Below are 19,986 nucleotides of genomic sequence, written 5' to 3' on the forward strand. Positions count from 1 at the left end.
TGGCGGAGCCGCCGGGTTAGGCGAGCTCGAATCGGTCGAGGTTCATCACCTTGTCCCACGCGGACACGAAGTCCCGCACGAACTTCTGCTTCGCGTCATCGGAGGCATACACCTCCGCGAGAGCACGCAGCTCGGAGTTCGACCCGAACACGAGGTCGACGCGGGTTCCGGTCCACTTCACCTCCCCGGTGACGCGGTCGCGGCCCTCGTAGATCTCCGAGTCCGTGGACCTCGGCGCCCATGTCGTGCCGAGGTCGATCAGGTTCGCGAAGAAATCGTTGGTCAGCGTCCCCGGCTTCGACGTGAAGACGCCCGCTTCCGACCTGGTGTTGTAGTTCGCGCCGAGCACCCGCAGGCCCCCGACGAGAACCGTCATCTCGGGAGGAGTCAACGTCAGCAGGTTGGCCTTGTCGACCAACAGGAATTCCGCCGGCAGACGGTTGCCCTCGCCGAGGTAGTTCCGGAAACCATCCGCAGTCGGCTCGAGCGCAGCGAACGACTCCACATCGGTCTGTTCCTGTGTGGCATCGGTGCGACCGGCAGTGAACGGCACCTCGACATCGTGTCCGGCATCCTTCGCGGCCCGCTCGACGGCAGCAACGCCACCGAGCACGACGAGGTCGGCAAACGAGACCCGCTTGTTTCCGGTCTGGGCGGTATTGAAGGACTCCTGAATTCCCTCGAGGGTCTTCACCACCTGGGCGAGCTCGGCCGGGTTGTTGACCTCCCAGCTCGCCTGCGGCTCGAGACGGATACGGCCGCCGTTGGCGCCGCCGCGCTTGTCGCTGCCCCGGAACGAGGAGGCCGACGCCCACGCGGTCGAGACCAACTCGGCAACAGTCAGTCCCGACTCGAGGATCTGACTCTTCAGCGACGCGATGTCGTCGGCATCGACGAGCTCGTGAGTGACCGCGGGGATGGGGTCCTGCCACAGCAGGGTCTCGTCCGGCACGAGCGGGCCGAGGTAACGGACGATCGGGCCCATATCACGGTGCGTCAGCTTGTACCACGCCTTGGCGAAGTCGTCGGCGAGCTGATCCGGGTTCTCCAGCCAGTTGCGGGTGATCTTCTCGTAAGCCGGGTCGATTCGCAGCGCCAGGTCCGTCGTCAGCATCACCGGCACATGAGTCTTCGACGCATCGTGCGCATCGGGCACGGTGCCCGCACCGGCGCCGTCCTTCGGGATCCACTGCCACGCACCGGCGGGACTCGTGGACAGCTCCCACTCGTACCCGTACAGGGTTTCGAGGAAACTGTTGTCCCACGTCCGCGGGGTCGGCGTCCAGGCACCCTCGAGACCACTGGTGATGGTGTCGCCACCCTTACCCGTGCCGAAGGCGCTCTTCCAGCCCAGACCCTGTTCCTCGAGCGGAGCAGCCTCGGGCTCGGGACCGACCAGATCGGCCGGTCCGGCGCCGTGGGTCTTGCCGAAGGTGTGTCCGCCGACGATCAGTGCAGCGGTTTCGACATCGTTCATCGCCATCCGCGCGAACGTCTCGCGGATGTCCCGTGATGCTGCGACGGGATCCGGGTTGCCGTTCGGGCCTTCGGGATTGACGTAGATCAGACCCATCTGGACCGCACCGAGCGGCTTTTCGAGGTTCCGGTCACCGGTGTAACGCTCGTCGCCGAGCCAGGTGAGTTCCGGGCCCCAGTAGACGTCTTCCTCGGGCTCCCACTGATCCACCCGGCCCGCGCCGAAGCCGAAAGTCTCGAAGCCCATCGACTCGAGGGCGCAGTTGCCGGCGAAGACGATCAGGTCGGCCCACGAGATGGTCTTGCCGTACTTCTTCTTCACCGGCCACAGCAGGTGCCGTGCCTTGTCGAGGTTGGCGTTGTCGGGCCAGCTGTTCAGCGGCGCGAAGCGCTGCATCCCGGCGCCGGCACCACCGCGGCCGTCGGTAACGCGGTAGGTCCCCGCGGCGTGCCACGCCATCCGGACGAACAGCGGACCGTAGTGGCCGTAGTCGGCGGGCCACCAGTCCTGCGAGGTCGTCATAACCTCCTCGATGTCCCGTTTCAGGGCCTCGAAGTCCAGGTTCTCGAGTTCCCGGGTGTAGTCGAAGTCCTCGTCCATGGGATTCCGCACGGCGGGGTTCTTCTGCAGGATCTTCAGGTTGAGCTGGTTCGGCCACCAGTCACGGTTACCGCCGCCCCGAGTCGGATGCTCGAGCCGACCGTGCGCGACGGGGCAGCCGCCGCTCTCCGCAGGTTCCGTTTGGGCCTCGGCGATGGGCGGGTGCTCTTCTGCGAGAGTCCGGGTGGTGTCAGACACGGCTTTCCTTCCAAAAGGGGATAATTCGGGCTGTTGATGAATGAGCGCTACGAGGTGAGCGATGTCGAGCAGTTGGCGCACAGGCCCCAGAAGATGACCTCCGCCTCGTCGACATGGAATCCGTTGTCGTGGACAGCGGGCAGGCACGGTGACTCACCGACAGCGCAATCGACGTCCGCGATGGCTGCGCAGGACCGGCAGACCACGTGATGGTGGTTGTCACCGACCCGCGTCTCGTAGCGAGCGACCAAACCCGCCGGCTGGATCTTGCGCACTAAACCGGCAGCAGTCGCCGTGTGCAAAATGCCGTACACCGCCTGCTGAGACACACCGGGAAGCACTGCACGCACTTCTCCGAGGATCGTCTCCGTATCGGCGTGTGGATTTTTTTGCACTGCCTCCAGCACTGCCACTCGAGGACGCGTCACACGCAGCTCGGCCGCACGCAATTGCTCTGCGTACACTATGACCTACCAATCTGGAACGAGTCAAGACTTTGCGAAAATATCTGGCAATTCATGCAACTCGGATGCCAGGCAGGACAACGACGTGGTGCCGCATCCGTTCTGATCACGAAGAACCCTCAGCTGCATCGGATTTGGCATAGTGCCGCGTGACGGACCAGCAACGGCGGGCTGCGGTACCCGAAGGTGCAGTATCGCAGCCGCGTGCCCGCTCCACGGATCTCTCGATCCGTGGAGCGGTCAGCGTTGCGGGGCAATCAGTGAGCGATCTTTTCCTTCAGCCAGTCATGGAACTCGCCGATGTGGTGCTCGCTGGGCACGAGCACACCACCGTCGCGGTAGCGGCGCGAGGCCATCGCGGGCTGGCACCGCTCGCACGCGTCGAAGTCCTGCTGGTTGACCCGATGGAACAGTTCCACGGAGCGGTCGAGGTCCTTTCCGCTCGCGATCACGTCGGGCAGGTACAGCCAGTCGCATTCGACGATGGTGTGGTCGGCCGCCAGTGGGAACATTCGGTGGACGATGACGTGATCGGGGACGAGATTGACGAACACCGTCGGTCGCACGGTGATCGCGTAGTAGCGCCGGTCCTGCTCCGGGGCGATACCGGGGATGACGTCGTGACCGGCCGAGCCGTCGACGGTGAACCCTTCGACATCCTCACCGAACTCGGCACCGTGCCCGACGTAGTACTGCGCCGCATAGCCGTCGGCAAATTCCGGCAGAACCTCGGTCAGTTCCGGGTGGATCGTCGCGCAGTGGTAGCACTCCATGAAGTTCTCGATGATGAGCTTCCAATTGGCCTTCACGTCGTAGACGATGCGACGGCCGAGATCCAAGTCAGCGATCTTGTATCGATCGATCGATTCCACGTCGCCGAGTCGGTCTCGAATGTCCTGAATGACTGTCCGATCGAACGACTCGGGCTCGTCGGCGAGATTGAGCCAGACGTAGCCGAGCCATTCCTGCACTGCCACCTTCTTCAGTCCGTACTCGACACGGTCGATGTCGGGCATCTTGGTCAGGTTGGGCGCCGCGACAAGCTTGCCTTCGAGGTCGTACGTCCATGCGTGGTACGGGCACTGGAAAGACCTCTTGACCTCTCCGCTCTCTTCCATGCACAGTCGGGCGCCGCGGTGGGCGCAGATGTTGAGGAAGGCACGGATCTCGCCGGTCCTGGATCGTGTCACGATGACGCTTTCACGACCGACCTGAACGGTCTTGAAAGCCCCGGGCTTGTCGAGATCACCCGACCGTACAGCGCAGAACCACATCTGCTCGAAGACCTTCTCTTGTTCGAGCGTGAAGATGTCGCTGTCGGTGTAATAGGTTCCCGGGAGCGTGGAGATGAGACTCTCGGGCAGGTGCGTGGTTGTCACTGTGGGGTCTCCCTTAGTGGTCGATCTCGTGGATCTGCGGGCTGGAAGAAGGTCTACAAGAAGGTTCAGAGCGGTGCCGGCAGCGCGCAGAGTTGGCGGCGCCAGCGGGTGAACAGGCGGACCTGGTCGACGCCGAGGACTGCAACGGGTTGCCCGTCTCGGCGGTAGACGGCGAGGAAGCTTCCTGCTTCCAAGCTTCCCTCTTCGATGGTGAATTCGGTGTCGGGCCCGGCGATTCCAGCGAATTGGATACGCGAACCGTACTGATCGGACCAGAAGTACGGTGGCTTGACCTGCTGACCCTGATACTCACCCGAGAGGAGGGACGACACTGCGATCGCCGGGCGTTCCGAGGCGCCGGCCCAGTGCTCGACGCGGCGGTGGGCGCCGGATGTGTCCATCCAGGCTGCACAGTCGCCGACTGCAACAACGCCTGGGATCGAGGTGGTGCCGCCGCGGTCGCACAGCACGCCGTTACCGAGTTCGATGCCGCTCCCTGCGAGCCATTCGGTGTTCGGGATCCCGCCGATGCCCACGACGACGACGTCGGCGGGCAGGTGACGGCCGTCGACAAGATCGACGCCGGTCACACGGTGTGCACCGGTCAACCCCGCGACGCCGACTCCGCAGTGCAACCTGGTGCCGTTGTCGCTGTGGAGACGGGCGACGGCGGATCCCAGTTGCGGACCGAGTGCGCCGATGAGCGGTGAAGGGGCAGCCTCGACGACTGTGACGTCCAGTCCCAGCTTGCGCGCTGTGGAGGCGACCTCGGCGCCGATGAAGCCGGCGCCGATGACTACCAGTGTGGCGCCGGGGACGAGTTCTGCGCGCAGCCGGTCTGCGTCGTCGATTGTGCGTAGGACATGGACGCCGGCTAGATGCTCGGTGTCCGGCCACGCCCTCGCACGTGAACCGGTGGCGAGGACGAAGCCGTCGGCGGCCAGCTGTGAACCGTCACTGAGCGTGACGCTGCGGGTGCCGGCATCGAGGTTTGTTGCAGACAGTCCGAGCATCCAATTCGCCTGAAGGTCTTCCCCTTCCGGTTCCAAAGTGAGGCAGGTTTCGTCGATGTCTCCGGCCAGATACTCCTTCGACAGCGGCGGCCGGTCGTAAGGCCGGTTGCGCTCCGCTCCGACAATGTTCAGCTCACCTTCGAAACCCTGTGCGCGCAGGGCACGCGCGGCACTGAGACCGGAGAGGGATGCCCCGATGACGGCGATACTTTTCATGCGTTCCCCTCCGCGTTGAGGCGGCTACGAATATCGGGCGGCAGGTTCGGCGCTTCGGTGCTGACCTCCACGTAGATCACCTCGTCCTTGATCAGGACCTCATGAGTTCGCACGGGTAGCTTCGCGGGTGGCGCATCGACCGCCCCGCTTCGAAGGTTGAACTTCGACGCATGCAGTGGGCACTCGACCTCGCATCCCTCGAGCCAGCCGTCTGCCAACGAGGCGTCCTGGTGCGAGCAAGTGTCGTCTATTGCGAACACCTCACCATCGTCGGTGTGAAACACGGCGATCGGGGGGGAGGTGTCGACGCGGCGTGCGTCACCGCGAGGTAAGGAGGCTAGCGGACAGACCTCGAGCATAAGATGCCTCTCTGTAGCGCGATGCGAAACAAGTCCTGCGTTACGCAACAGTGTGACAATGGTCATAGCGCAGTGTCAAGAGGAGCTGCGCGTCCCGCCGAACTGATGGATGCTCGCAACTCCTCAGCAACCGCAAGGGAACAAGGACACGGGAATTTTCACTGAAACTCCTAGTCACACCATGAATAGCGGAGACTCCACGTTGTCGGCCGCCCGCAACGTCGGCACGCCTTTGCGTCCGCCGGGAGGCGATCCGCGACCGATGCAAGCTGGGCGACTCATGAGTCCCCAAACTGCCCCGCACGGGCGTTGACCCGCCGGTTCAGCCGGACTAAGCTATTCTGCGTCTGATATATCAATTGTCGTCAGGGTAATCCATCTGTTATTGCGACGACCCCTCCCGGTCCGACGACGTATCTCTTGGTCTTCGCGCCCCTCGAGAGCGACCACCGCACCCCACGCGACTTCAGTCGCCAATCGGGTCAGGCGTTTCGTGTACGACCGACAACTCGCCGCACTGGTCCATTTCACCTATTCGTCACCCAGAAAGGCATATTCCGTGGCAACTGCGACACTGCTCGACGGCAAGGCCGTCAGCGCGCAGATCAAGGACAACCTGGCCGACCGGATCGCAGTGCTGCAATTGCAGGGAATCCGGCCTGGCTTGGGAACCATTCTCGTCGGCGACGACCCCGGCAGCCATGCCTACGTCGCCGCGAAGCACCGCGACTGCCGAAGCATCGGATTGAATTCCCTCGAGGTTCGCCTGCCGGCGACCGCTGCACAGGAAGATATCGAGGCGGCCGTCCTGCGGCTGAACGCGGACAATTCGTGCACCGGCTTCATCGTTCAACTGCCGTTGCCGAAGCACATCGACACCCACCGGATCCTTGCGTTGATCGATCCCGCAAAGGATGCGGACGGGTTGCACCCGACGAATCTCGGGCGTCTGGTGCTCGGGATGCCGGGACCGTTGCCGTGCACCCCCCGCGGCATCATCGAATTACTTCGTCATCATGATGTCCCGATCACCGGCGCTCGGTTCTGCGTCATCGGGTGTGGTGTAACTGTTGGTAGGCCACTCGGGCTGATGCTGACCCGCCGCAGCGAACATGCCACGGTGACCCTGTGCCATGAAGCGACGGTCGACACGGCTACTCACACGCGCGATGCCGACGTCGTGATTGCTGCGGCGGGAGTTGCCAACCTGGTGCAACCGGACTGGATCCGCGCAGGTGCCACTGTGTTGTCGGTGGGTATCACCCGCACGGTGGAGGGAATTCTGGGCGATGTGCATCCCTCGGTCGACCGCGTCGCAGGAAAGCTCAGCGGGGCAACAGGCGGTGTCGGTCCGATGACGCGGGCGATGCTGCTCACGAACGTCGTCGAGATGGCAGAGGGCATCGGACCGGGCTGACGCGTGGTGGCTCTCCGCTCCGAGGCAGTGTCAGATCGAGCGAGTTCAGGTGCTGGGCGTGACGGATTGCCGGAAGCCCATCCGTTCGCTGATCTCGGCGGCCGCCGCGATGACATCCGGCACCACGAGGCGCATCCGGGCCTCGGTGAAGCGGTACACAGGCCCGGAGACGCTCAGCGCGGCCGCGATTCTGCCGTCGTAGCCCCGGACCGGCGCCGCGATGGCATTCAGCCCTTTCTCGTACTCTTCGACGACTACGGCGTAGCCGAGACTCCTGGCCGCGTCCAGTTCCTCGTCGAGCGCCTCGACCGACGTGATGGTGTCCTCGGTAAACCGCTCGAGCACCGTTGCGCCCAGGACTTCATGCCGTTGGTGCACGTCCAAGTGGGCAAGGAGTATTTTTCCGCTTGCCGTCGCGTGCACCGGTGTCGGCTCGCCGATCCAATTCTGTGTGCCCACGGAGGCGGGCCCTCGTACCTGGTCGAGGTGGATGGCATAGCGGGAACGTAGAACGGCGACGTTCACGGTTTCGCCCAGTTTCGCGGCGAGTCGCTCGCATACGGCGTGGCCCTGCTCCGTTATCTCGAGCCGTTCGGGAACAGACGCGGCGAGGCGCAGGATGCCTAAGCTCAGGCGGTATTTTCCCCGGTCGTAGGTTTGCACAACCATTTCGTGCTCTTCCAGCGAAGCCAGCAGACGGGACACCGTGGACTTGTGCACCCCGATTTCCGCGGCGATCGCACTGACCCCGACCTCACCATTGCGGGCGAGAACCTCCAGCACTTGAAATGCCCGGTCTACCGACTGGACACCGCCGTCAGTAGCCCGCGCTCCGTTGCTGTTGGTCATGAAGCAACTATACGAAAGTTCTCTTGGTGCTGACGGACGCCCTGGTGTCGGGCATAGACCCCTCGTGGGTTCACCGATCAGTGTGGTGACCCACCCCGATCAGCGTGTCGACCGAGTCGACATTCTGGCCGACGCTCTCCACGGATGCCCGCCGCCTCCTGGGCCGATCCGGACACCTGTCGTACCAACTTGCTAAGTACTAATATATCAATCGGCGTCGACACAAGCGAGGCTCGGCATGTCCATGGCCTACGCATAGCTCGTTCGCGGTCCTACGAACCAGCGAACGAGACCGTGCCAACGACCTTCAGGGAGCGGAGTACGTGAGGAATCGACCTCGCCCATGCTCTGGCCAGCAGGTGTCAACTTCTCGCAGAGAGCGTGAATTCGCAAATTAGTGATTTATGTCATTTCGGTCGCCGGACTTGACATAGATCACAGTTGGCCGCAGTGTTGTTCCCCATAGAAAACGTCGTTGCGCTATAAGCAACACAATTCGGGACCGGGACGCCTCGCACCGGGCAGTCCGGACTCCGTTCACAAACCTACTCAGCGATGTGCTGCAGGGAGACCGATGTGACAACAAATGGCAACTCACTCGATGCGGATACGGAAGCGACCCCCCACCAATCACGCCGCTGCGAGGTAGTCGACCCCCGCCCCGTCGACGGGGCCACCACTCCCCGCGCGGACGACTTGGCCCCCGATCCTCGCGCCGTCGACGGGGCCACCGATCCTCGCGCCGTCGACGAGGTGGAGGGCGTCGCACCCGAGAAGAAGACCGACCGCGTGGTGTTCGGGATTACAACCGCCATCGTGGGGGCGATCCTGGGGTGGGGACTGCTATGGCCGGCGACCTTGACGAACACGATGTCGTCGATTCTGGACTGGGTGGTGACTAACCTTGGCTGGCTATTCGTCGTCTCCGCCACAGGATTCGTCTTGTTCGCGCTGTGGCTGGCGCTGAGCCGGTACGGGCGAATCACCCTCGGCAAGGATGGGGAGAAGCCAGAGTTCAAGACCGTCAGCTGGGTTGCGATGATGTTCAGCGCCGGCATGGGAATCGGTCTGATTTTTTGGGGCGTGACGGAACCGCTGACTCATTTCGTCCAGCCGCCACCTGGAATCACCGATTCCACGGTGGGAACCGCGATGGCGACCGCGCTGTTCCATTGGGGACTACACCCGTGGTCGATGTATGCAGTGGTTGGTCTGTCGATCGCCTACGGCACCTACCGGATGGGGCGCAAGCAGCTCATCAGCTCGTCCTTCATTCCGCTGATCGGCCGCCGCGCCGAGGGGCCGATCGGCAAGGTCATCGACATCTTGGCCATCTTCGCCACAATGTTCGGCACTGCCGCTTCACTTGGCCTCGGAGCACTCCAAATCGGCTCCGGCGTAGAGGTTCTCGGGTGGATTGGCGAGGCCGGGACTCTCCTTGTCATCGCGATCGTGGCTATACTCACCCTTGCCTTCGTGGCCTCGGCCGTTTCCGGAATTTCTCGCGGTATTCAGTGGCTTTCGAACATCAACATGGTGCTTGCACTTCTTCTAGCCGTCTTCGTATTCGTCGCCGGCCCCACCGTGTTCATCTTGAATCTGTTGCCCACCACGTTGGGCGACTACGCCTCCCAGATTGCCAGCATGTCGGCGCGCTCGGCTGCATCCGGCGATGCGGCGACCGAAACGTGGCTCTCCTCCTGGACCATCTTCTATTGGGCATGGTGGATCTCGTGGACCCCGTTCGTCGGTATGTTCCTGGCTCGGATAAGCCGAGGCCGGACCATTCGCCAGTTCGTAGTCGGAGTAATCCTGATCCCGAGTTCCGTGAGCCTTGTATGGTTCGCAGTGTTCGGTGGGGCTGCTATCGGCGAACAGCGTGACGGTACCGACCTGTTCTCTCGTGGCACTCCGGAATCGCAACTGTTCGGCATGCTGGACAACCTGCCACTTGCTGGCGCATCGTCACTTCTCGTGATGGCGCTAGTCGCAATCTTCTTCGTCTCGGGCGCGGACGCTGCTTCGGTAGTCATGGGAACACTGTCCCAACGTGGAACGCTGGAACCGACCCGCTCGACCGTCGCGTTCTGGGGTGTTGCCACTGGAGGCGTTGCCATGCTGATGTTGTGGACCGGCGGATCGGACGCACTGAACGGCCTGCAGACGATGACGATCATCGTCGCCGCTCCGTTCGCAGTGGTGATGATCGGCATGTGTGTGTCGCTGTATCGCGACATCACCCGAGATCCACTGATCACAGACCTTCGGAAGCCGCGGCGGGTGGGCACCCCGCACAGATAGGCCAGCACAACGTCAGAGGCCCGCCCTGAATCCACCGGATAAAGGCCGGGCCTTGACGATTGGCTCGGCGCTCGAATTCATACCTCGCATCCAGGTCGCCTGAGCGCCACGCCATCGACGTCGGAGGGATGCTTACCCATCGCTTCTGCCGCGCACTACATCGGAGCCGAATGTCCTTGCACAACGTCACCACAGTCGCCGCACCCCCGCAGGAAACGGATTGGCGCCTACAGGCACGGTGCCGGTCGGAAGGCATGGAGGTGTTCTTCTCGCCCTGCGGGGAAAGTAAGCCACGGCGCGCCCAACGAGAACGAGCGGCAAAGGCCATCTGCGCCGCATGCCCGGTCATTGATTGGTGTCGCGATTATGCACTCACCACGAGGGAACCGTATGGGGTGTGGGGCGGGATGTCGGAATCCGATCGCCGTAAGAGCGCCGAGATCGGCACGGAAATCAGGGTTCGAAGCCTGCATTTTCTGCAATGCGATCGGCAGGAGCAACCGCCGAAATCGACAGCTCCGCTCATTCGATCGCTTCACTCGACTTCCATGATGACCTCCACTTCTACCGGTGCATCAGTCGGTAGCGCAGCCTCCCCGACCGCGGAACGCGCATGAATCCCGGCGGGCCTCAGCGCCGGCCGGGGTTCATGCGCCCAAGCCGCGAGTCTGGCGATACCACCCAAAGGCAGGGGTTGACCGCCCCTGTGACACACACTACTGTGATTGATATATCAGTTGTCGACTTGCCCCGCGGCTGCTGGTCATCCGTTCTCACTGAGCACATCGACTGTCGGCCCACAGCGACAGCGCATGCCGAGGCGATCCGCGGGGAGCAGGCGATCGCACAACCACTCCAGGAAGGACCATCATGGGTTCACCGCGCGTAGTGATCATCGGAGCCGGCATCGTCGGCACGAACCTGGCCGACGAGCTCACAGCTCGGGGCTGGGACAAGATCACCGTCCTCGACCAGGGGCCGCTGCCACTGACCGGCGGCTCGACGTCGCACGCACCGGGCCTCGTGTTCCAGACCAACGCGTCCAAGACGATGACTGAATTGGCTCGATACACCGTCGAGAAGTTCATGAGCCTGGACGTCGACGGCGAATGGTGCTTCAACCAGCTCGGTGGACTCGAGGTCGCCACCACCGAAGAGCGACTCGCGGACCTACACCGTAAACAGGGCTGGGCCACCTCCTGGGGTATCGACGGCAGCATCCTCGACCCTGCCGAGTGCGCGAAGCTCCACCCGCTTCTCGACGAGAAGCGGGTCCTCGGCGGCTTGTACGTCGAGACCGACGGACTCGCCAAGGCCTCCCGTGTCGTCGTTGCGCTCGCCCGGCGGGCAGAAGCCCGCGGCGCGGTGTTCCAGGGGTCGACGAAGGTAATCGGTATCGAGCACTCCGGCGGCAAGGTTACTGGAGTCACCACCAATCACGGCGTAGTACCTGCCGACATCGTCGTGTCCTGCGCCGGGTTCTGGGGCCCCGACGTCGGTGAGCTGATCGGCATGGACGTGCCATTGCTCCCCCTGGCGCACCAGTACGCGAAAACCGGTCAGATTCCCGAATTGGTCGGTCGCAACACCGAACTCGCCGAGGCGGGCTTCCCGATCCTGCGGCACCAGGATCAGGACCTCTACTTTCGCGAGCACGTCGACCGCCTCGGCATCGGCACCTACGCGCACCGTCCGATGCCGGTAGACACCCGCGGGCTGACCGACAGCGACGAGATTTCCGACTCCGACATGCCGTCGATGCTGGCGTTCACGGAAGAGGACTTCGCACCGTCGTGGGAGCAGTCCAAACTGCTACTTCCCTGCCTCGAGACCGCGAAGATCGAGCACGGATTCAACGGGGTCTTCTCCTTTACCCCTGACGGCGGACCGCTCATCGGCGAGTCCCCCGACATCGCCGGATTCTGGATCGCCGAAGCAGTCTGGGTGACGCATTCTGCCGGTGTCGGCCGGGCCGTCGCGCAGCTGCTCGTCGACGGCCGCTCCGAGGTCGAGTTGCACGGCTGCGACGTGCACCGCTTCGAGGAGTTTCAGCTCGACCCCGACTACGTCAGCGAGACGTCCCAGCAGAACTTCGTCGAAATCTACGATGTCCTGCATCCCCTACAGCCCAAAATTTCACCCCGTGACGTACGCGTCAGCCCGTTCCACGCTCGGCAGAAAGAGCTCGGCGCAGTCTTTCTGGAGGGCGCCGGCTGGGAGCGCCCGCACTGGTACGAAGCAAACGCCCACCTGGTCCAGCAGCTTCCCACCGAGTGGCAGCCGCCGGCCCGCGAGCCCTGGGCAGCGAAGTTCCACTCCCCCATCGCCGCGGCTGAGGCGTGGAGGACCCGCACCTCGGTGGCGATGTACGACATGACACCGCTCAAGCGTCTCGAGATTTCCGGCCCCGGCGCCCTTGCCCTGCTCGAACGCCTGACCACAAGCAAGATGGACAAGTCGATCGGGTCCGTCACCTACACCCTCGCCCTCGACGCCGCTGGTGGGGTGCGCAGCGATCTCACCGTTGCACGGTTGTCCGACAACGTTTTTCAGGTCGGCGCAAACGGCAACCTCGATCTCGACTACTTCCGCCGCCAGGCGCCCGACGACGGTACCGTCCAGGTCCGCGACATCACCGGCGGCACCTGCTGCATCGGCCTGTGGGGACCTCGTGCCCGGGATCTGGTGCAGGCGATCAGCCGGGACGACTTCGCGAACGAGAACTTCAAATACTTTCGTTCCAAGCAGGTCCGGATCGGCGGAATCCCGGTCACCGCGATGCGGCTGTCCTATGTCGGCGAACTCGGCTGGGAGCTGTACACCTCGGCCGACTACGGGCAACGTTTGTGGGACGTGCTCTGGGCGGAGGGGCAGAAGTACGAGGTCATCGCCGCCGGCCGTGCAGCGTTCAACAGTCTGCGGATGGAGAAGGGTTACCGCTCGTGGGGCTCGGACATGACCACCGAGCACAATCCCTATGAGGCCGGTCTCGGTTTCGCGGTCCGCCCGCAGAAGGGTGACTTCGTGGGCCGCGACGCACTCGAGGGTGTCTCCGATGACACCGTGACCCGGCGGCTGGCGTGCTTGATGATCGATGACCGCACGTCGGTCGTGCTGGGTCACGAACCCGTTTTCGTCGACGGCAAGCCAGCAGGCTATGTCACCAGCGCTTCGTTCGCCCACACCGTCGGGGCGCCGATCGCCTACGCGTGGCTGCCCGCCGGCGCGACGGTCGACACCGCGGTCGAGATCGAGTACTTCGGTCGGCGTATCCCCGCCACCGTCGTGGCCGAACCGCTCGTCGACCCCGAGATGAAGAAGATCCGGTCGTAGTTCTCTGTCGGGGTGCCGGCTCGCTGCTCAGGGGCCGGCACCCTCGCTCGGTCAGTCCCTTTGCTTCATCTCTGCCCTTCCCCACCGACAGGACGACCCCACTCATGCGACATGACACGATCAGCGCATTTCTCGCGTCGCTCGCCGACCGCGTACCCGCACCCGGCGGTGGTGCCACCGCTGCGCTACACCTCGGTCAATCCGCTGCGCTCGTAGCGATGGTGGCTCGGTACACGACCGGTGACCGGTACGCCGAACACAGCGCTCTGATCGAGCGTGTGTGCACCGGAGCGGATACGGTCCGCGAGCGGGCACTGGAGCTTGCCGAGGACGATATGGCGGCATTCAGTTCCGTAATCGACACCTACACGCTTCCCAAGAGCACTGATGCGGAGATCGCCGCACGATCGGCAGCGATCGAGAACGCTCTCGTGAGCGCGGCGCGAGTTCCGGCCGAGGTCATCAATGCAGCATGGGTGGTGGTCGCGCTTGCCGAGGAGCTCGTATCGGTCGGGAACCGCAATGTCGTCAGTGACGTCGCGGCTGCCGCAGAGGCGGCCCGAGCGGCAGCCACAACGGCTCGGGTCAATGTCGAGATCAATCTGCCCGGCATCACCGATGCGAACATCCGACAGTCCCTCGTCGACACTGCCGCCACTGTCGATGCCCTCACCGACCGCGCCGATGCCGTCACCGCCCGAGTGAGAAAGCAATTGAACCTCGCCGGAACGCCCACCAGCGAGTGAGGTCTTCGTGGGTGAACTGCTCTCTCCCGAGGGTGAAGCCGATCGCCCGTCCTCCGAACGCTAAACGACTGCCCGGACGGCTTTTTCGAACCCTATGACATGTTGACGCGCGATTTCTCCGGCGAGGTCACCGTCACCGTTGGCAATAGCCCGCAATAGCTCCCCGTGTTCACCGACGTGCTGGGGCACCGACGGTAGCCGCTCGAGGTAGAGACAGAAGATTCGGGTTGCGAGATTGTCGTATCGGACGAGAACGTCCTCGAGATGCGGATTGCGCGCGACCCGATAGATCGTCCGATGCACCGTAAGGTCCCAACGCATCAATTCGTGCCGTTCCATACCGGAAACATCGAGTCCATCTGTCTTGTCCGCCATGTCGAGAAGCAGCTGGCGGAGGGTTGGGGAAGCCGCCTCCGCGGCTCGTCGCGCGGCTACGGGCTCGAGATGAGCCCGGATCTCGGAGATATGACCGAGGTCGGAGACGTCGACACCTGTGGCGAACGTTCCCTGCCTAGGGAACGAAATGACCAGACGCTCCCCCTCGAGCCTCTTGAGCGCTTCTCGGACCGGTGTTCGCCCCACACCGAGCTCCTCGGCGAGAGCACTCTCGACGATCGCCTCGTTGGGGCGGATATCGAGCATGATCAACTTGTCTTGAATCGCGGAATAGACACGATCAGCGCGAGAGATCACGCCGGTATCGACCTCTATCGCCTGCAGCCCCATGGGCGTCATCTTAGCGTTCCACTCCGCCTATTGACCCTTTCGCCGTAGCCTGAAATACTAATACTCGTCTGATATATCACTTCTCTGCTACTGACACTCTAGCCGTTGAAGCCATAGAGACACGGATGGTCTCGTCGCCGCAACAACAAGCCCGATATCCACTCGAGACGCCGCCGTTGCCAGGGAGAGCGTCCAGCACCGAGGAGACGCACATGACCGAAACCTTCACCTTGACGCTCAGCTGCGCTCAGCGGCCCGGAATCGTCCACGCAGTCAGTTCTTTCTTGTTCGAACAGAACTGCGACATCGCCGAACACCAGCAGTTCGATGACACACAAAACGGCGCATTCTTTCTTCGCACATCGTTTGTCGCGGCGGACGTCCTCGACGTGGAAAGGCTGACCGCCGAGTTTCGCAGTGTCGCTGACAAATTCGGTATGTCATTCAACTTCAACGGGTGCAGCGAGCCGCGCGTCGTCGTGATGGTCTCGAAGATGGGTCACTGCCTCAACGACCTCATTTTTCGTTGGCGTGCCGGCAATCTCGGTGGAGAGCTGGTCGCCGTGGTTTCCAACCACGAAACCCTTCGCCCCATGGCCGAAGCCGCCGGTCTGCCCTTCATCCACATCCCCGTGACGGCGGCGACCAAACCGCAGGCCGAGGCACAGCTCCTCGAACTCGTGGATCAGTACAACGCCGACCTGGTCGTGCTCGCGCGGTACATGCAGGTGCTGTCCGATGACGCATGCCGGAAGTTACACGGCCGTGCGATCAACATCCACCACTCGTTCCTGCCCGGATTCAAGGGCGCCAAGCCCTACCACCAGGCATTCGATCGCGGCGTCAAGCAGGTCGGGGCTACCGCCCACTACGTCACACCGGATCTGGACGAGGGGCCCATCATCGAGCAGCAAGTGATCCGCATCGATCACAGCTACGATCCCGCCCGACTCGCCACCGTCGGCCAGGACGCAGAAGCGCTGGCATTGTCTCGGGCTGTTCGTTGGCACTGCGAGAATCGCATTCTTCTGCACGGGCACAGGACCGTCATCTTCAGCTGACGGCCTTCGGCTGCCGCAGAGTCCCTCAGCCATGACGTTCTCTGCGGCAGCACATTTCCGAGTCCGATCGCCTGGGCAAAGCGTCGAGCTGAAAGGTGCTGCGATGAGACGACTGTCCGTGCAGTGTGGCACGAGAACTGACGAATACTCAGCGGGTTTCACCGGTCATGTGCTCGATGGTGGGACGCTTCGCATCCTCGCTCCCGACAAGCAGATCGCTGCATCCTATCCAGCCGCCAGCTGGACCATCCTCGCCACCCAACCGCACGAGGAGTGAGAGCGTCCAGGATTGGACCATCAGCTCATCGTTGCGAATCACCCACGACAGTGGTCTGTCCGCAGCGGTGAATGGAAGCAGCACCTGAGTCCCGATAGCCTTCAGCCCATTGCACATCGATGCCGGGTCGCTGTCCACGAACTCATCGAAAAGGTTGCCCGTTTCGTCGCTTCATGCGCGCCCTGAGATGGCGCTACAGCAGGTCGCGGATGGCTTTCTCGAAGCCGGTGACGTGGGCGCGGGTGAGGGACGAGGCGGTGTCCTCGTCCCCGTCGACGATGGCGTGGAGCAGCGCTACGTGCTCGCGCACATGGCCGGCGACGTCCGGCAGCCGATCGAGGAAGAGACACCAGATGCGGGTGGCGTGTGCGTCGAGGCTGACAAGAATGTCCTCGAGGTGAGGATTTCCGGATGCTCGGTAGATCTCGCGATGGACGCGCACGTCCTTGCGCAGGACTTCGCGTGGATCCTCACTGTCGTCGATCTCGGCGATCTCGTCGGCAAGCACGGACAGCCGCGCCCGCGCATCCTGGGACGCGCTCCGTGCCGCGCGGGCGGCCGCGGTGGGTTCGAGTTGCTTACGGATTTCGGAAATGTCGGCGAGGTCGGTCATGTCGACGGCGGTGGCGAACGTGCCGCGACGCGGGTACGCGACGACGAGACGCTCCCGTTCGAGCCGCTTGAGCGCTTCCCGCACGGGTGTTCGTCCGAATCCGAGTTCCTCGGCGAGCCTGTCGTCATTGATCGGCTCGCCAGGGCGGATGTCCAGCATGACCAGGCGTTCGCGCACGATCTCGTACGCACGGTCGGCATTGGTCCCGCTTACGGATTGAGCTTCCATAACCGGCGGCTGCGCCACGCTCATGTTCATCTCCCAAACATTTCCGGTAGAGCCTTGACTGCGATCCATCGCTGACCCTACTCTACCTTCAAGTTGATATATCAGTCTACAAGTCACTGATCTCTCAGAAGGGCGAACTCTTGACTCTCGACATCGACGGCCGCACGACAGCCGCACCGGCAGGCAATCCGACGCTGACCGATCAGCTCGCCGACCTCGACCCCGCCGTCCACCAGGCGATCGCAGCCGAACTCGAGCGCCAGCAGGGCACCCTGGAGATGATCGCCAGTGAGAACTTCGCCCCGCTCGCAGTGATGCAGGCGCAGGGCTCGGTGCTCACCAACAAGTACGCCGAGGGATACCCCGGACGCCGCTACTACGGCGGTTGCGAGCACGTCGACGTCATCGAGCAGCTCGCCATCGACCGCCTCACCGACCTTTTCGGCGCGAAATATGCCAACGTGCAGCCGCATTCGGGGGCGCAGGCCAACGCCGCCGCGATGGCGGCACTGCTGAAGCCCGGTGACGGAATCCTCGGACTGGACCTCGCGCACGGTGGTCACCTCACGCACGGGATGAGGCTGAACTTTTCCGGCAAGCTCTACGACGTCGCCGCCTACCACGTCCGCGAGGACGATCACCTGGTCGATATGGACGAGGTGGAGCGTCTGGCCCGTGAGCACCGCCCGAAGCTGATCCTGGCCGGCTGGTCCGCCTACACACGCCAGCTCGACTTCGCCGCATTCCGGCGCATCGCCAACGAGGTCGGCGCGTACCTCATGGTCGACATGGCCCACTTCGCCGGACTCGTCGCCGCCGGACTGCACCCTTCCCCCGTCCCGCACGCCCACGTGGTCACGTCGACGACGCACAAGACCCTCGGCGGTCCCCGCGGCGGCGTCATCCTCACCAACGACGAGGCTCTGGCGAAGAAGTTCAACTCCTCGGTGTTCCCCGGACAGCAGGGTGGCCCGCTCGAACACGTGATCGCCGGCAAGGCCGTCTCGTTCAAGCTCGCCGCCGAGCCGGAGTTCCGCGAGCGCCAGGAACGCACCCTCGCCGGGGCGAAGATCCTTGCCGACCGATTGCTGCAGCCCGACTCCCGCGAGGCCGGGATCAACGTCGTCTCCGGCGGCACCGACGTCCACTTGGTGCTGGTGGATCTGCGCGAGTCCGAGCTCGACGGAAAACAGGCCGAGGACCGGCTGCACCGGGTGGGAATCACGGTGAACCGCAACGCCGTCCCGTTCGACCCGCGTCCGCCGATGGTCAGCTCCGGGGTGCGGATCGGCACCCCCGCGCTCGCCACCCGCGGTTTCGACCTGGATGCGTTCACCGAGGTCGCCGACATCATCAGCTACGCGCTGCGACCGGCCACCGACGAGGCCGGACTCGACGAACTCCGCGCCCGCGTCGATGCCCTCGCGCTGCGCTTCCCGCTCTACCCCGACCTCACGGAGGCGAACTGATGAGTGCCACCCAGCCGCCCGGCGCCCACCTGCCCGACCACCCCGACTTCCTGTGGCGTAACCCGGAACCGAAGAAGTCGTACGATGTCGTGATCGTCGGCGGCGGCGGACACGGCCTCGCGACCGCGCACTACCTCGCCAAGAATCACGGCATCACCAACGTCGCGGTCCTGGAAAAGGGCTGGCTCGCGGGCGGCAACATGGCCCGCAACACCACGCTGATCCGGTCGAACTACCTGTGGGACGAGAGCGCCAAGATCTACGAGCACGCCCTCAAGCTGTGGGAGGGCCTCGAGGACGACCTCGACTACCCGATCCTCTTCAGCCAGCGCGGCGTCCTCAATCTCGCGCACAGCCTGCAGGACGTCCGCGACAGCGTCCGCCGGGTGGAGGCGAACAAGCTCAACGGAATCGACGCCGAGTGGGTCGGACCCGACGAGGTCAAGAAGCTGTGCCCGCTGGTGAACATCTCGAGCGACATCCGCTACCCCGTCCTCGGCGCGACGTATCAGCCGCGGGCCGGCATCGCCAAACACGACTACGTGGCCTGGGGATTCGCGCGCCGCGCCGACGAGGCGGGCATCGACATCATCCAGAACTGTGAGGTCACCGGATTCGTCACGGACGGCAACAAGGTGACCGGGGTGCGCACCACCCGCGGCGACATCGCGGCCGGGCAGGTAGCGCTGTGCGCGGCCGGGCACACCTCGACGCTCACCGACATGCTCGGCATCCGCACCCCGGTGCAGAGTCACCCGTTGCAGGCACTGGTTTCCGAACTGCTCGAGCCCGTGCACCCGACCATCGTGATGTCCAACGCGATCCACGTCTACGTCTCGCAGGCACACAAGGGTGAATTGGTGATGGGCGCCGGTGTCGACTCCTACAACGGCTACGGCCAGCGCGGCGCATTCCACATCATCGAACGGCAGATGGCGGCCGCGGTCGAGTTGTTCCCCGTCTTCGCCCGCGCGCACCTGCTGCGCACCTGGGGCGGCATCGTCGACGTGTGCCCCGACGCATCCCCGATTGTCGGACGCACCCCGTACGACAACGTGTACCTCAACTGTGGTTGGGGCACTGGTGGATTCAAGGCAACCCCAGGATTGGGCTGGTGCCTGGCGGACACGATCGCCAACGACGAACCGCACGAGTTCATCGCGCCGTTCAGCCTCGACCGGTTCGTCACCGGTGCCCTCGTCGACGAGCACGGCGCCGCGGCCGTCGCGCACTGATCCCCCGTCGCGCACTGAAATCAGG

Annotated in this window: 17 protein-coding genes; 9 read left to right on the forward strand and 8 right to left on the reverse strand. The window is 63.8% G+C overall.

Annotation, left to right across the window (positions count from 1 at the left end; all coding sequences use genetic code 11):
- Nucleotides 1–16: 16 nt before the first annotated feature.
- The 5 genes from katG to ACH49N_RS37270 form a co-directional block, all read right to left on the reverse strand.
- The gene (gene katG / locus ACH49N_RS37250; RefSeq protein WP_358278198.1) at nt 17–2,275 is read right to left on the reverse strand and encodes a catalase/peroxidase HPI; all 2,259 of its coding nucleotides are present in this window, start codon (nt 2,273–2,275) and stop codon (nt 17–19) included.
- A 47-nt stretch (nt 2,276–2,322) separates the two neighbouring features.
- Nucleotides 2,323–2,742, reverse strand: coding sequence for a Fur family transcriptional regulator (locus tag ACH49N_RS37255; protein ID WP_159927481.1), 420 nt, complete (start codon nt 2,740–2,742; stop codon nt 2,323–2,325).
- 254 nt (nt 2,743–2,996) lie between these two features.
- Entirely contained in the window at nt 2,997–4,118 is a 1,122-nt protein-coding gene (locus ACH49N_RS37260; RefSeq protein ID WP_159924954.1) for an aromatic ring-hydroxylating dioxygenase subunit alpha, read from the reverse strand.
- Between the two features lie 65 nt (nt 4,119–4,183).
- A complete protein-coding gene (locus tag ACH49N_RS37265; RefSeq protein WP_358278196.1) occupies nt 4,184–5,347 on the reverse strand; it encodes an FAD-dependent oxidoreductase in 1,164 nt (387 codons plus the stop codon).
- Entirely contained in the window at nt 5,344–5,706 is a 363-nt protein-coding gene (locus ACH49N_RS37270) for a bifunctional 3-phenylpropionate/cinnamic acid dioxygenase ferredoxin subunit (protein WP_109332655.1), read from the reverse strand. Before ACH49N_RS37270 ends, ACH49N_RS37265 begins: the two co-directional genes overlap by 4 nt.
- A gap of 559 nt (nt 5,707–6,265) precedes the next feature.
- On the opposite strand from ACH49N_RS37270, the gene ACH49N_RS37275 reads away from it, so the two are divergent.
- Complete coding sequence (locus ACH49N_RS37275) at nt 6,266–7,123, forward strand: bifunctional methylenetetrahydrofolate dehydrogenase/methenyltetrahydrofolate cyclohydrolase (protein ID WP_109335297.1); 858 nt, start codon at nt 6,266–6,268, stop codon at nt 7,121–7,123.
- Nucleotides 7,124–7,168: 45 nt separating this feature from the next.
- Here ACH49N_RS37275 and ACH49N_RS37280 read toward each other — a convergent pair whose 3' ends face one another.
- Nucleotides 7,169–7,972 (reverse strand): IclR family transcriptional regulator, encoded by an 804-nt coding sequence (locus ACH49N_RS37280; protein ID WP_358278194.1) that lies wholly within the window; start codon nt 7,970–7,972, stop codon nt 7,169–7,171.
- A gap of 753 nt (nt 7,973–8,725) precedes the next feature.
- On the opposite strand from ACH49N_RS37280, the gene ACH49N_RS37285 reads away from it, so the two are divergent.
- The 4 genes from ACH49N_RS37285 (at nt 8,726) to ACH49N_RS37300 (ending at nt 14,352) form a co-directional block, all read left to right on the forward strand.
- Complete coding sequence (locus ACH49N_RS37285; protein WP_358278202.1) at nt 8,726–10,273, forward strand: BCCT family transporter; 1,548 nt, start codon at nt 8,726–8,728, stop codon at nt 10,271–10,273.
- 170 nt (nt 10,274–10,443) lie between these two features.
- Nucleotides 10,444–10,890 carry a WhiB family transcriptional regulator gene (locus tag ACH49N_RS37290; protein ID WP_159924948.1) on the forward strand — a complete coding sequence of 149 codons (447 nt, stop codon included), beginning with the start codon at nt 10,444–10,446 and terminating at the stop codon, nt 10,888–10,890.
- A 253-nt stretch (nt 10,891–11,143) separates the two neighbouring features.
- Nucleotides 11,144–13,606: an FAD-dependent oxidoreductase gene (locus ACH49N_RS37295; RefSeq protein WP_358278192.1), complete on the forward strand. Its 2,463-nt coding sequence runs from the start codon at nt 11,144–11,146 to the stop codon at nt 13,604–13,606.
- Nucleotides 13,607–13,710: 104 nt separating this feature from the next.
- Nucleotides 13,711–14,352, forward strand: coding sequence for a cyclodeaminase/cyclohydrolase family protein (locus tag ACH49N_RS37300; RefSeq protein WP_358278190.1), 642 nt, complete (start codon nt 13,711–13,713; stop codon nt 14,350–14,352).
- A 60-nt stretch (nt 14,353–14,412) separates the two neighbouring features.
- On the opposite strand, the gene ACH49N_RS37305 is transcribed toward ACH49N_RS37300, so the two are convergent.
- Nucleotides 14,413–15,087 carry a GntR family transcriptional regulator gene (locus ACH49N_RS37305; protein WP_358278188.1) on the reverse strand — a complete coding sequence of 225 codons (675 nt, stop codon included), beginning with the start codon at nt 15,085–15,087 and terminating at the stop codon, nt 14,413–14,415.
- Nucleotides 15,088–15,290: 203 nt separating this feature from the next.
- Between ACH49N_RS37305 and purU the strand changes: the two genes are divergently transcribed.
- Nucleotides 15,291–16,139, forward strand: coding sequence for a formyltetrahydrofolate deformylase (gene purU / locus ACH49N_RS37310; protein WP_358278186.1), 849 nt, complete (start codon nt 15,291–15,293; stop codon nt 16,137–16,139).
- Between the two features lie 103 nt (nt 16,140–16,242).
- Complete coding sequence (locus ACH49N_RS37315; protein ID WP_159924940.1) at nt 16,243–16,416, forward strand: hypothetical protein; 174 nt, start codon at nt 16,243–16,245, stop codon at nt 16,414–16,416.
- Nucleotides 16,417–16,609: 193 nt separating this feature from the next.
- Here the strand turns inward: ACH49N_RS37315 and ACH49N_RS37320 are convergent, their stop codons facing one another.
- Nucleotides 16,610–17,281 (reverse strand): GntR family transcriptional regulator, encoded by a 672-nt coding sequence (locus ACH49N_RS37320; protein WP_159924939.1) that lies wholly within the window; start codon nt 17,279–17,281, stop codon nt 16,610–16,612.
- A 128-nt stretch (nt 17,282–17,409) separates the two neighbouring features.
- On the opposite strand from ACH49N_RS37320, the gene glyA reads away from it, so the two are divergent.
- Nucleotides 17,410–18,726 carry a serine hydroxymethyltransferase gene (gene glyA, locus ACH49N_RS37325; protein ID WP_397505160.1) on the forward strand — a complete coding sequence of 439 codons (1,317 nt, stop codon included), beginning with the start codon at nt 17,410–17,412 and terminating at the stop codon, nt 18,724–18,726.
- Nucleotides 18,726–19,961, forward strand: a complete 1,236-nt coding sequence (locus tag ACH49N_RS37330; RefSeq protein ID WP_159924938.1) for a sarcosine oxidase subunit beta family protein — start codon at nt 18,726–18,728, stop codon at nt 19,959–19,961. The genes glyA and ACH49N_RS37330 overlap by 1 nt, the downstream gene beginning before the upstream one ends.
- Nucleotides 19,962–19,986 lie beyond the last annotated feature (25 nt).

This window comes from Rhodococcus sp. NPDC019647 (assembly GCF_044389235.1).
In the GTDB taxonomy this organism is placed as follows: domain Bacteria; phylum Actinomycetota; class Actinomycetes; order Mycobacteriales; family Mycobacteriaceae; genus Rhodococcus_F; species Rhodococcus_F oxybenzonivorans.